General features: G+C 58.6%; 9 protein-coding genes. 8 read left to right on the forward strand and 1 reads right to left on the reverse strand.

Features of this window, described 5'->3' with window-relative positions; translation table 11 throughout:
* Window positions 1-7 precede the first annotated feature (7 nt).
* The 7 genes from ftsA to AC2FF7_RS08995 all read left to right on the forward strand — a co-directional run bounded on the left by ftsA (window position 8) and on the right by AC2FF7_RS08995 (window position 9,249).
* Window positions 8-1,342 carry a cell division protein FtsA gene (ftsA, locus tag AC2FF7_RS08965; protein WP_496905528.1) on the forward strand — a complete coding sequence of 445 codons (1,335 nt, stop codon included), beginning with the start codon at window positions 8-10 and terminating at the stop codon, window positions 1,340-1,342.
* Window positions 1,329-1,742 carry a hypothetical protein gene (locus AC2FF7_RS08970; RefSeq protein ID WP_480867619.1) on the forward strand — a complete coding sequence of 138 codons (414 nt, stop codon included), beginning with the start codon at window positions 1,329-1,331 and terminating at the stop codon, window positions 1,740-1,742. Before ftsA ends, AC2FF7_RS08970 begins: the two co-directional genes overlap by 14 nt.
* A 350-nt stretch (window positions 1,743-2,092) precedes the next feature.
* The gene (gene ftsZ, locus AC2FF7_RS08975) at window positions 2,093-3,694 is read left to right on the forward strand and encodes a cell division protein FtsZ (protein ID WP_480867617.1); all 1,602 of its coding nucleotides are present in this window, start codon (window positions 2,093-2,095) and stop codon (window positions 3,692-3,694) included.
* A 213-nt stretch (window positions 3,695-3,907) separates the two neighbouring features.
* Complete coding sequence (gene lpxC / locus AC2FF7_RS08980) at window positions 3,908-4,828, forward strand: UDP-3-O-acyl-N-acetylglucosamine deacetylase (RefSeq protein WP_170352563.1); 921 nt, start codon at window positions 3,908-3,910, stop codon at window positions 4,826-4,828.
* A 127-nt stretch (window positions 4,829-4,955) separates the two neighbouring features.
* Window positions 4,956-5,798: an outer membrane protein assembly factor BamD gene (locus AC2FF7_RS08985; protein WP_209195103.1), complete on the forward strand. Its 843-nt coding sequence runs from the start codon at window positions 4,956-4,958 to the stop codon at window positions 5,796-5,798.
* 35 nt (window positions 5,799-5,833) lie between these two features.
* Window positions 5,834-7,483, forward strand: coding sequence for a DNA repair protein RecN (gene recN / locus AC2FF7_RS08990; protein WP_496905513.1), 1,650 nt, complete (start codon window positions 5,834-5,836; stop codon window positions 7,481-7,483).
* Between the two features lie 80 nt (window positions 7,484-7,563).
* Window positions 7,564-9,249: a chloride channel protein gene (locus AC2FF7_RS08995; protein ID WP_496905514.1), complete on the forward strand. Its 1,686-nt coding sequence runs from the start codon at window positions 7,564-7,566 to the stop codon at window positions 9,247-9,249.
* Here AC2FF7_RS08995 and AC2FF7_RS09000 read toward each other — a convergent pair.
* Window positions 9,246-10,613 carry a DUF3179 domain-containing protein gene (locus AC2FF7_RS09000; protein ID WP_496905515.1) on the reverse strand — a complete coding sequence of 456 codons (1,368 nt, stop codon included), beginning with the start codon at window positions 10,611-10,613 and terminating at the stop codon, window positions 9,246-9,248. The two genes, AC2FF7_RS08995 and AC2FF7_RS09000, sit on opposite strands and share 4 nt — an antisense overlap.
* 222 nt (window positions 10,614-10,835) lie before the next feature.
* On the opposite strand from AC2FF7_RS09000, the gene AC2FF7_RS09005 reads away from it, so the two are divergent.
* Window positions 10,836-12,473 (forward strand): PQQ-dependent sugar dehydrogenase, encoded by a 1,638-nt coding sequence (locus tag AC2FF7_RS09005; RefSeq protein ID WP_480867611.1) that lies wholly within the window; start codon window positions 10,836-10,838, stop codon window positions 12,471-12,473.
* Window positions 12,474-12,705 lie beyond the last annotated feature (232 nt).

Consider the following 12,705-nt stretch of genomic DNA (forward strand, 5'->3'; position numbering starts at 1 on the left):
GACCATGATGACCGATCTCTATCAGTCCCAACGGGCCATGCGGCAGATGCGCAGACAGGCGATGCAACGCGGTGTTGTTGCGATTCTGGATGTAGGAAGTTCCAAGATTTCATGCTTGGTGCTGCGTTTCGACGGAACAGGGCAGTTAAGTGAGGACAACAGCATCGGGTCTCTGGCCGGTCAGACCGGGTTCCGGGTTATCGGCGCTGCGACCACACGTTCGCGCGGGGTACAGTTTGGCGAAGTCACTGCGATGCAGGAAACCGAACGCGCCATCCGCACCGCTCTTCAAGCTGCGCAGAAGATGGCCGATATTCGGGTCGATCACGTGATCGCCTGCTTCTCGGGCGCGAACCCCCGGTCTTATGGGTTGGATGCGCAGGTCGATCTGGAAGGGCAGGTGGTCAGCGAAGCCGAGGTCGGACGTGTGTTGAACGCCTGCGACGTGCCGGACTATGGAGCGGGTCGCGAGGTACTGCACGCACAGCCGGTGAACTTTGCGTTAGACAATCGCTCGGGCCTTATCGACCCTCGGGGGCAGATGGGTCAGACCCTTGCGGTCGATATGCACATGCTGACGGTTGATGCGGTCGCCATTCAGAATATCGTGCGCTGCATCAAGCGCTGTGATCTGGAATTGGCCGGGATCGCGAATTCGGCCTATGTTTCGGGCATTTCCGCACTGGTTGAAGATGAGCAAGAGTTGGGCGCGGCCTGTGTCGACATGGGTGGCGGCACGACAAGTGTGTCTATCTTTATGAAAAAACACATGATTTATGCCGATTGCGTACGCATGGGCGGCGATCATGTGACGTCGGACATTTCGATGGGGCTTGGCGTTCCTGCGAATGTGGCCGAACGTATTAAGACCTTCAACGGCGGCGTGCATGCCACCGGAGCGGATGATCGCGACCTGATCGACATCGGCGGCGATACCGGAGATTGGGAACATGACCGGCGCACCGTCAGCCGCGCCGAGTTGATCGGCATCATGCGTCCTCGTGTAGAAGAGATTTTGGAAGAGGTCCGCATTCGACTGGATGCTGCCGGGTTCGATCATCTGCCCAGCCAGCAGATCGTTCTGACCGGTGGAGGAAGCCAGATTATGGGTTTGGACGGTTTGGCGACTCGTATTCTGGGGCAGCGCGTTCGTCTTGGCCGTCCCCTGCGTGTTCACGGGTTGCCGCAATCGGCGACTGGTCCGGGATTTTCTTCGGTGGTGGGGCTCAGCTTGTTTGCGGCGCATCCGCAGGATGAATGGTGGGACTTCGAGATCCCTGTCGACACCTATGCTGCACGCCCGTTCAAGCGGGCTGTCCGTTGGTTCCGTGATAATTGGTAAGACACTGGTCGCGGCACTGTTTGTCGCGATTCCCGCCTCGGTTCAGGGTCAGACCCTGATCACGCCCGAGGCTTTTCTGGGGGCTGTTGTAGGCAAGACCGTCAAATTCTACGATTTCCATAACGGTGGCTTGGTTGGCACCGAAGAGTTCCTGAGCCCGAGTCTCTCGGTCTGGCGCATGGAGGGTAGGGGTTGCGTTTACGGAAAAATTACAACCCCCGATGGCCAGCTTTGTTTCCTGTACGACGACGATGCCGATGGGTTACCTGTGTGCTGGTGGCCTTTCGTGCACAATGGTAGTTTCATGGTTCGCCTGGCGACATTGGCGAATACCGAAATCCAGATTGTGAGAGAGATTTCTGATGAGGGACTGAACTGTCCAAGTACTTCTATTGGTTGAAGAATTCCCTTGCGGATGAACGTCGAATCCAGCAAGATATCCACAAGGCCCGACAGAGGTCAAGCGTGAGGACCCGAGCAGTTTTCCGCGCCTTGTAAAGACAAGAAATCCGTACGTGACATGCCCGTAATCTACGGCGCGGCGGTCGCATCTGTTGTCCTGGATTGAGTTCGTTCCGCAACATCTGGCAAACAATACGAAATACTGGCGTGGAACGCCTTATTTCCTCCATATTTTGTGGATTCTGGCGATTTTTGGCGTGACGTTTGCGGTTTCGGTCGGTAGAATTGTAGCAGGATAGGTAAGAAAAACACCGCGTTGGCGGAGCATATAAACAGGCGGACAGAAGCATGACATTGAATCTTTCGATGCCCGGGCACGATGAATTGAAGCCTCGGATTACGGTATTTGGCGTAGGCGGGGCAGGCGGCAATGCCGTCAATAACATGATTGAAAAACAGTTGGATGGCGTGGATTTCGTGGTCGCCAACACAGACGCTCAGGCGTTGCAGCAGAGCCAGTCGTCGGCTCGTGTGCAATTGGGCGTGAAAGTCACCGAAGGTCTGGGCGCCGGGGCGCGTCCGACCGTGGGTGCCGCAGCCGCCGAGGAAAGCATCGAGCAGATCGTGGATCATCTGGCTGGCGCGCACATGTGCTTCATCACCGCCGGAATGGGCGGTGGCACCGGAACGGGTGCGGCTCCGATTATCGCGCAAGCCGCGCGCGAATTGGGCGTGCTGACCGTGGGCGTTGTGACCAAGCCCTTCCAGTTCGAAGGCGCCAAACGGATGCGTCAGGCCGAAGACGGCGTTGAATCGCTGCAAAAGGTCGTCGATACACTGATCATTATCCCGAACCAGAACCTGTTCCGCCTGGCCAACGAAAAGACCACGTTTACCGAGGCGTTCTCGATGGCGGATGATGTTCTGTATCAGGGCGTCAAGGGCGTGACTGATCTGATGGTGCGTCCGGGCCTGATCAACCTCGACTTTGCGGATGTTCGTGCCGTGATGGACGAGATGGGCAAAGCCATGATGGGAACGGGCGAGGCCACTGGCGAGGATCGTGCGGTTCAGGCTGCCGAGAAGGCGATTGCCAACCCGCTGCTGGACGAAATCAGCCTGAAAGGTGCCAAGGGTGTCCTGATCAACATCACCGGTTCGCATGATCTTACCCTGTTCGAGTTGGACGAGGCGGCCAACCGTATCCGCGAAGAAGTCGACCCCGAGGCGAACATTATCGTTGGTTCGACCCTGGACACGGCCATGGAAGGCGGAATGCGGGTTTCGGTCGTTGCCACTGGCATTGACGCGACCGAGAAGTCCGAGGATGTGCCGGTCGCGCGTCGCTCGATGTCAGCCCCGTTGACGCGCACTGTGTCGGCGGAAGAGCCTGCGCAGGAAGACACATATGTTTCCGCGCCCGAACCTGCAGAGGCCGAACCGGCTCGTGAGCCTTCGCTATTCGAAGCGGCCGAAGAGCCTCAGTTCCAGCCGCGCGCCGAACAGGATGACGATGACCTGCCTCCTCCGGCTTATCAGCCACGTGTAGCTGAATTCGAGCCGACGCCTGATCCGGTTGAAACTGCGACCGACAGCTATGTAGCGCCTCAACCGCAGCCAGCTGCTGGGACACCATCACCGGAAGCGCTGCAGCGTTTGCAGGCAGCGGTTCAGAATGTTCCACCGTCTGATCGTGGGTATGTGGCGCCGCGGCCTCAGCCAACGGCTGCGCCGGCGCCTGCAGCTCAATCCGATGCGGATCGCCCTCGGTTCGGGTTTAACCGGCTGATCGACAGAATGACCGGCCACGCGGCCGATACGCCGGCACAGCCCCAGCGCCAACAGCCCGTGATGCGCCAATCTGACGCTACGGCGCCAGCGCATGATGAGGCAGACCCCGAGCAAGATCGGATTGAAATTCCGGCCTTCTTGCGGCGTCAAGCCAACTGATCGCGGTAACAAATTGATTTAGAAGGGTCGCTGTTTGGCGGCCCTTTTCCGTTTTGAAACAATTACGTAACCGGGTGTAAGCAGGCTTTTGCCGATCTGTTACATTCATGTTTCATTCGGTTACAAAGAGTGAGTTGAGCCTTTTGCCCGCGTTCCTTAACTGAGATGCCAACACGGCCAAACTAGGTCGGACACCACTCACCGAGGCCCAAATTGCAACATACGCTCAAATCTCCGATCACGTTTACCGGTGTAGGGCTGCATAGCGGCAAGCCTGCGAATATGGTGCTGAAACCGGCGGCAGCTGGCCATGGCATCTGGTTTAAACGTACGGATATTGAACTGGGCAATGCACTGGTCCCTGCGATCTATGATGTGGTCGAGCGGACTCCGCTCTGCACCCGGCTGATAAACGATGCGGGCGCTTCGGTTTCGACGGTTGAACATATAATGGCTGCGCTGGCAGGATGTGGTGTCCACAACGCACTGATCGAGATTGATGGCCCCGAAGTTCCGATCATGGATGGATCGTCAATCGAATTTGTGCGTGGGATCATGGCAAAGGGCGTGCGCCGTCAGGCCAGCCCGGTTCTGGCCTACGAAGTATTAAAGCCTGTGACTGCTTCACGGGAAGGAGCGAGCGCTTCGATTGCGCCTGCCGACGGTCTGATTATCGACTTCCACATTGATTTTGAGGACGGCGCCATCGGACGCCAGACCAAAACTCTGGACATGCGTAACGGCTCATTTGCGCGGGAACTCAGCGATTGCCGCACTTTCTGCCGCCGCACAGATGTTGAAGCGATGCGCGAAAACGGTTTGGCCCTTGGTGGAACGCTGGAAAACGCGGTCGTCGTGCAAGGGAACGAAGTTCTGACACCCGGCGGGTTCCGTCATGCCGACGAAGCCGTGCGCCACAAAATGCTGGACGCACTAGGCGACCTGTATCTGGCCGGTGGTCCAATTCTTGGCCACTTTACCGGGGATAAGTCGGGACATGCGATGACGAACACTCTGCTGCGCAAGTTGTTTGAGACCCCCGGAGCAGTTCGCCCGATCCTGTGCACGCCGGAACAGGCTGCCCGTCTGCCAGGGCAAGGGCTAGTTTGGAACGAAATTCCCGAAGTCGCTTGATTGGATCAACTCTGTCGACAATTCCGACAGTAGGCAGACTAAGGCGTTTTGCCCCGGAATTATATGTGCTAAACCAAGCCTCAAACCGGGGCGTGCCTCGACAAGCAAGACGACAAGGATAGGCGGAATGGGTGGCACCAAGGCGGCAGTCAGATTCGCGGGCGCGTTACTTCTGACAGCAGTTTTGACAGCATGCGGAGGCCAGGGGGCTGACCGCAACCAGAATCTTGAGGGGTTCACTCCTGAACAGATATTCACGCGTGGCGAGTTCGAGCTGTCGCAGAATCGGCAGGACGACGCGGCTTGGTACTTCTCTGAAGTAGAGCGCTTGTACCCTTATTCCGATTGGGCCAAGCGAGCGTTGATCATGCAGGCCTTCTCGTATCATTCCGACAAGAATTATGAAGAAAGCCGTGCTGCGGCACAGCGGTTCATAGATTTTTATCCGGCGGATGAGGATGCAGCTTATGCCCAGTATCTTCTGGCGCTTAGCTATTATGACCAAATCGACGAGGTTGGACGAGATCAGGGGCTGACGTTCCAGGCGTTGCAATCGTTGCGGACCGTGATCGAAGTCTATCCTGACAGCGAATATGCAACTTCTGCCGTTCTGAAGTTCGATCTGGCCTTCGACCATCTGGCCGGCAAGGAGATGGAGATCGGGCGCTATTACTTGCGTCAGGATCACTACACTGCGGCGATCAACCGCTTCCGCGTCGTGGTTGAGGATTTTCAAACCACCTCACACACCGCCGAAGCGCTCTATCGTCTGATCGAAGCGTATCTGTCGCTGGGTCTGGTGGATGAGGCACAGTCGGCAGGGGCAATTTTGGGATTCAATTACCAATCTTCCGAGTGGTATGACGCGGGCTACAAGTTGCTGACGTCGCGCGGGCTTGACCTTAAGAGCCGTGGCAACAACTGGCTTAGCACAATTTACCGCCAGACCGTCAAAGGTGAGTGGTTGTAATCGTCATGGCCAAAGCTCCGGGACGCTAGGATCCGATGCTTCGCGCCCTTGATATCCGCGACATGCTGATCATCGACCGGCTGGAACTGACGTTCCAACCGGGTTTGAACGCGTTGACAGGCGAAACCGGCGCAGGCAAGTCGATCTTGTTGGATTCCCTGGGCTTTGTGCTGGGCTGGCGTGGACGGGCCGAACTGGTCCGTCAGGGGGCCGCGCAGGGCGAGGTGGTGGCCGAGTTCGAGCTGTCCGAAGATCACCCCGCCCATGCGATTCTGGCCGAGGCCGGGCTGCCGGGCGGCGAGGAACTGATCCTGCGTCGTGTCAATACCGCCGAGGGGCGCAAAACTGCGTGGGTCAATGACCGGCGCTGCTCGGGCGAGGTGTTGCGGGCGTTGTCCGAGACCCTGGTGGAGCTGCATGGCCAGCATGATGACCGGGGTTTGCTTAACCCGCGCGGGCATCGGGCGATGCTGGACGAGTATGCCGGCGTTTCGGATGATCTGGCTGCGGTACGCACCGCTTGGTCTGATATGTCGCGGCTGCGCAAGGCGCTGGCTGAGACCGAAGCAGCGCTGGCCGCTATGCGCGCAGAAGAGGAATTCTTGCGCCACGCTGTGGCTGAGCTGGACAAGCTGGACCCACAAACGGGCGAGGATGCCGATCTGGACGCGCGCCGCCGCATGATGCAGGGCGCCGAGCGCATTCGCGATGACGTGGCCCGCGCGTATGATCTGTTGGGCGGGAACGGGGCCGAAACGGCCATGTCCGATGCCGTGCGCTGGCTGGAGGGCGTGTCTGACAGCGCCGGTGGTCAGTTGGAGGAGCCGATCGCCGCCTTGGGCCGGGCTCTGATTGAGTTGGGCGAGGCGCAGGACGGTGTGCATGCTTGCCTGCAGGCGTTGGAGTTCAATCCGGCGGAGCTGGAACAGGCCGAAGAACGCTTGTTTGCAATCCGCGCTCTGGCCCGCAAACATGACGTGGCCCCGGACGATCTAGGCGCCTTCGCTGATACGCTGCGCGACCGTCTGAACAAGCTGGACGCAGGCGATGCCGATCTGGCCGACCAGCGCGCAGCGGTTGCGGCTGCGCAGGATGCCTATGATCAGGCGGCAGCCGAACTTAGCACTGCACGCCAGCAGGCGGCAGGGCAGTTGGATGCGGCTGTGATGGCTGAACTGGCACCGCTCAAGATGGAACGCGCGGTGTTTCAGACCGAACTCACCGCCGCCGATCCGGGCCCCGAGGGCATTGACGCGGTGGCCTTCACGGTCGCCACCAACCCCGGCGCGCCGTCCGGGCCGCTGAACAAGATCGCCTCGGGTGGGGAACTCAGCCGGTTCCTGCTGGCGCTCAAGGTCTGTCTGACCGGCGATGACAGCGCCCGCACGATGATCTTTGATGAGATTGACCGCGGCGTCGGTGGCGCGACTGCGGATGCGGTGGGGCGGCGTCTGGCGTCTTTGGCACAGGGTGGGCAGGTGCTGGTCGTCACACACTCGCCGCAGGTCGCGGCCCGCGCGGCGCATCACTGGCGGGTGCAGAAACAAGTGACCGACGGGCTGACCCTGTCCACCGTCATCCCGCTGGCCGAGCCGGACCGCGTGGATGAGATCGCGCGCATGGTCGCGGGCGACACGATCACGGATCAGGCCCGCGCCGCCGCCCGTGCTCTGTTGGACGCATAGCGCCTCACAGACGCGCGATCCGGCTTTTATCTGTGCCCTCCGTGGCTTAGTAAGGGATATCTTCTGATCCCCGAGGGCACATGACCCAGTCAACCCGCACCGTTCTGCGCAACCAACTGCATCAGGCTTTGGCCGCGATGAAGGATGGCTGGCGGGTAATGCGACGGCGGGGGCCAAGCCAGATCCAGTTCTGGTTCATCGCTCTGGCCATCGGCATCGCCGCCGGGTTCATGGCGCTGGGGTTCCGCAAGGGGATCCGGGCGCTGCAGGCGTGGGTCTATGACACCGAAGATATTCTGCTGCTGCATTCCCATGTCGAGAAACTGCCCTGGTTCATCGTGCTGATAACGCCGATCATCGGAGGTCTGATTGTGGGTATCATCCTACACAGGTTCACCGATGACGGGCGCGTGCGTTCGGTCGCGGATGTGATCGAAGGCGCGGCGCTGACTGATGGCCGGGTCGAAGGCAAGGCGGGGATCGCATCCTTGTTTGCCTCGCTGATCACGCTTAGCACTGGCGGGTCCACGGGGCGCGAGGGGCCGGTGGTGCATATGGCCGGGGTGATCTCGACCTGGGTGTCGAACCGTATCCACGCCGATGGGATAACGGGCCGCGACTTGTTGGGTTGCGCAGTGGCGGCGGCGGTTTCGGCCAGCTTTAACTCGCCCATAGCAGGCGCGCTATTCGCGCTCGAGGTGGTGCTGCGTCATTTCGCGGTTCATGCATTTGCGCCGATCGTGATCGCCTCGGTTGCGGGAACAGTGATCAACCGGCTCGAGTATGGCGACGTGACCGAGTTTACCCTGGATACCCCCGGATCGTTGCAGTTCTATGTCGAGTTGCCGGCCTTTCTGATCCTTGGCCTGATCTGCGGCCTGGTGGCGCTATTGCTAATGCGTTCGATTTTCTTTGCCGAGGACATCGGCAATCACATCCAGACTCGCCTGTCCTTGCCGGGTTGGCTGCGCCCGGCCGTGTCTGGGGCGATGCTTGGTCTGATCGCCATCTGGTTTCCCCATATCATCGGTGTGGGCTACGAAACTACGATCCGTGCCCTGACCGGAGATTTGGTTCTATCGGCAGCCATCATGTTTGCCGTGATTAAGACCGTGGCTGTAGCGATCACCATGGGTGGGCGTATGGGGGGCGGGGTGTTTTCGCCGTCGCTGATGGTGGGGGCGCTGACTGGATTGGCCTTTGGCCTGATCGCCACTGGGTTGCTGCCGGATGTGTCGGGGACGCATACGTTGTATGCTTTCGCCGGAATGGGGGCGGTGGCCGCTGCCGTTCTGGGTGCACCGATCTCGACTACAATGATCGTTTTTGAGCTGACCGGAGACTGGCAGATCGGGTTGGCCGTGATGGTCTCGGTCTCGATGTCGACCGCGCTTGCCTCGCGATTGGTGGACCGGTCGTTCTTTTTAACCCAGCTAGAGCGCCGTGATGTGCATCTCGCCGCCGGGCCGCAAGCGTATCTGCTGGCGATGCTGCGTGCTGGGACGGTGATGCGGCCCTTGGGGGATGCCCGATCGATCAGCCGCGATGAGGCACAGGCGCTGATCGAGCAGGGCTTGTGTGTGCAGGCCAGCGTGACGCTTGAGGCCGCGATGCCTTATTTCGACCGCGAGGATATCCCTTGTATCCCGGTCGTAGTGATAGACGATGACGGGTGCGAAAACCCGGTCGGCGCACTTTATCACATAGATGCGCTTAAGGCTTATAACCGCGCGCTGGCGGCCACGGCCGCCGAAGAGCATTCCTAGCCGCGATAAACTGTTGCCGTGTCGCCCAGATAGTTGTCCCATGCGAACCAGTACGAGATATGCCCGGCCACGCGCGGCAATTCCGTACCGTCCGGTCCGATCAGTTTTTCCTCGGTCAGGCGCCATTTGCGACCCTGCTGATCAACCAGTCCGCCCTCTGACGCGGTAAAACGGTTTGATCCGCGCTCATAAGCGCGCACGGCGCGTTTTTCGGGACTACCAATCAGAACCAGCGGGCGGTTGGCAATCGCGTCGTTGATCACGCGCGTGTTGTTGAACGCATCCAGCGGCCAGGCCCGTGCCGCGCCGAACTGTCGGATTGCAAAGACATAATCCTTTTGCCGGTGCTGCGATTGATCCACCAGTGCCGGGAACATCAGCTCGGGCGACGCAAAATACTCGCGATAAACCACGCCCGAGCCATAATTCCGACGATGCCCGGTGTTCAGCGACAGGATTCTGGTATCGGGGTGCGACCCTTTCCAGCTTTCCCAAGTGGTGATCACCACGGGGCGCTGTTTCAGCTCGATCCCGCTATCGACCAGCGGGCCGACGACGGGTTTGCCGGTGTATTGGTTCCACAGCGAATGGGTCTCGCGATCGAACATCAGCTTGTTGGACCGATAGAGGAACCCCGACGAGCCAAAGACCAGGGGTTTGCTGCGCCCCGACACTTGCGTTTCAAACAAAATGCCCGATCCGCAGAGCGTGCAATAAGCCAACGCCAGAGGCACCCCACCGATTACATCGTTGAACATCTCGTGCCAGCCCATGATCCGCAACGGATAGGCGCGCGAATCCCCGTTGATCGAGACGCCAAAGACCAGGTCATCGTTCTTCATGTAGTCCGCGCGCGCGGCCGGGATCAGCGTCGGATTGTCCAGCGAGGGGATGCCGTCCTTTTGAACACCGCCCCATGTGATCTCTTCCAGCCGGATCTTCATTTTGCCGGGTTGCAGGTATTCTGGGCGCAGGAAATCGTCAAAATTCGAGTCTATCCCTAACAGCACCTCGCGCTTGAACGGGATCAGCGATGGGTGCGGTACGATCTGTGGATTGCGTTCTTGCCAGATCATCCAGTCGAACCAATCCACACCGATATTCTCACCAGCCAGGGTTTGCATGACTTCCGTGATCTCATCACTGCGCCGACGTCCATAGCGCATCGCCGTCAGCAGCGCCGGAATGACATCTGGCTTTCCGCGTTTGACAAGAAACGCCATGCCCTCTTCGAATTCAGAACTGCTTCCGTAAAGTGTCGTGCGGATGGCATCCAGGACAGGATCGCTCTGAGCCCAAAGCGGGGCGGGCAGCATTGCAGCGGCCCCCAGAATTCCAGTGAAACTACGGCGAGTGATCGGCATTGCGTCCTCCGGCTATGGTCACATGTATTTTGCACGGGATCGTACCAGAAATCATTCAACAGCCGCGTGAACTCATCGTGAGGGCTGCAAGGGTGCAACGCGAGCGATCTTGTTGTGCGCGGCACGGTCTGGTCGGGTTGATACCGGTTGTGTTTCAGGGTTCTATGTGGCCGAGCAGCGCCAGAATGCACGGTGAAAACAAAAACATTTTGAGGTCAGGGAATGAATTTTCTTAAATGGGTACTGGCGAGCCCGGTCATCGTACCCGTTACCCTAATAACACTTGTTGTTTCCGTCGTGCTTTTGATGCTTGAGGTGCATGAATTGCGCGGCCGCCCCGTGGCTGCGCCGCACTCTGCGCCTGTTGTTGCGCTGGATGGGGCCGCACAGATCGAGACAATCTTCACTGCCTTGAATATGAAAGAGACCGAAATCCCCGTCGAACGTGTCGGTAGCGGTGGCGCGTTAGCCAGCTTGGGCAACGACCTCATCGTTATGACCCACGAGGGAGGTTTTTTTGAAGCGGGCGGAGCAGAGGCCAAACAACTGCAAATTGCCCCACCCCCGAACGGTTGGAGTGCAATGTTGGCGTTTGCTGAGGCGAACCCCGACTATGAATTCGCGCATTTCTTTTTTCGATACAATGATGTGGATGTTGTAGACGATCAACTGATCGTTTCTTTCACAGAATGGGTCGAGGGCGAGAACTGTTATCGCACGGCAATCTCGACCGCGTCATTGCAAGGCGCGTCTGCTGAAACTGCCGTAATCAAAGCCGAAGACTGGACGGTGCTGTTCGGGACAGAACCCTGCCTTGCGCCCAACCCCGAAGGTCGCGCGATTCAGGGCCATATGGCGGGCGGACGGTTTCGTGTAGACGCGAATGGCACATTGTACTTGGCTGCAGGTGACTATGCGCAAGACGGAATTTATGCTCCGGTGCCATTGTCGCAAATCCCGGACCAGATGTACGGCAAGGTGATCGCAGTGGATTTGGCCACCGGCGATAGCCGTGTTGTCAGTCAGGGTCATTCGAACATGCAGGGAATAGCGCTGGACCAGGACGGGAAACTGTGGACGGTCGAACATGGCCGGCGCGGAGGGGATGAGCTGAACCTTATCCGCGAAGGCGAGGACTATGGTTGGCCACAAGTCTCGCTTGGAACGAGGTACAACAAACTGCCGTTACCCGATACGCTGGACTATGGTCGCCATCCCGACTTCCAGCTGCCGGCGTATTCCTGGCTGCCCTCGGTGGCTGTTAGTTCATTGATGTACGTTGATGACTTTCATCCTGCCTGGGATGGGGATTTGATTGCCGGATCGCTGGCCGGGAACAGCCTGTTTCGAATTCGTACCAACGGAGAGAGCATTCTGTTCGCAGAACGTATCCCATTGGGGCTGCGGATACGATATGTCCATCAACATGGGGACGAGCTCGCCTTGTGGACCGATCAGCGAAAAGTGGTTCGGTTGACAGTTGGCGAGTTCGATCCCAGCTTTCAGTTTGCGGTTTCAAAGATCACTGATCTGGAACTGCCGGAACGCAAGGCAAGTGCAGTAGAAACGGCCCTGGATGGCTGTGCGGAGTGTCACGGATTCGGCGTGTTACCCAGCACCAGTGCCCCGTCTTTGGGCGAAGTCTTCGGTCGTCAGATCGCGGGCCTGACCGATTTCGACTACTCGCAGTCATTGTCTGAAGTGGGTGGTAAGTGGACCCGGGACCAGCTTGTCGCGTTCCTTGATAATCCGCAATCCATCGCTGCCGAAACGTCGATGCCTGATCCGTCTCTGGACGACCCCGAAGTGGTAAATGCTATCGTGGATATCCTTGTCTCGCTGAGGGAGCAGGCCGAGTGACTTGATACTCTCGCATTTTGGTTTCAACCGCTGAGTGTCGCACCCTGGCCATGTTTACAGAACGCCATGGCCCAGTGTTTTCATTGATTGCCCGGTGAAAATCGGCGTTTCACGGGCTGAAACACACTTTGGCTCAACTTTTCTTGATCTAGCTGTTAACTTTCGGTTAATATTAGCCAAGAGCATTCCGCCCGAGTTCCGCGCTGACCACCTATTGCAACTCTGATTTTGT

It is taken from the genome of Ruegeria sp. YTSC325, from assembly GCF_059609525.1.

What these genes read in the sequence shown, in the direction of transcription:
- ftsA (WP_496905528.1), top strand. Translation starts at nt 8, where the DNA reads ATGACCGATCTCTATCAGTCCCAACGGGCCATGCGGCAGATGCGCAGA.
- ftsZ (WP_480867617.1), top strand. Translation starts at nt 2,093, where the DNA reads ATGACATTGAATCTTTCGATGCCCGGGCACGATGAATTGAAGCCTCGG.
- AC2FF7_RS08985 (WP_209195103.1), top strand. Translation starts at nt 4,956, where the DNA reads ATGGGTGGCACCAAGGCGGCAGTCAGATTCGCGGGCGCGTTACTTCTG.
- recN (WP_496905513.1), top strand. Translation starts at nt 5,834, where the DNA reads ATGCTTCGCGCCCTTGATATCCGCGACATGCTGATCATCGACCGGCTG.
- AC2FF7_RS08995 (WP_496905514.1), top strand. Translation starts at nt 7,564, where the DNA reads ATGACCCAGTCAACCCGCACCGTTCTGCGCAACCAACTGCATCAGGCT.
- AC2FF7_RS09000 (WP_496905515.1), bottom strand. Translation starts at nt 10,613, where the DNA reads ATGCCGATCACTCGCCGTAGTTTCACTGGAATTCTGGGGGCCGCTGCA.
- AC2FF7_RS09005 (WP_480867611.1), top strand. Translation starts at nt 10,836, where the DNA reads ATGAATTTTCTTAAATGGGTACTGGCGAGCCCGGTCATCGTACCCGTT.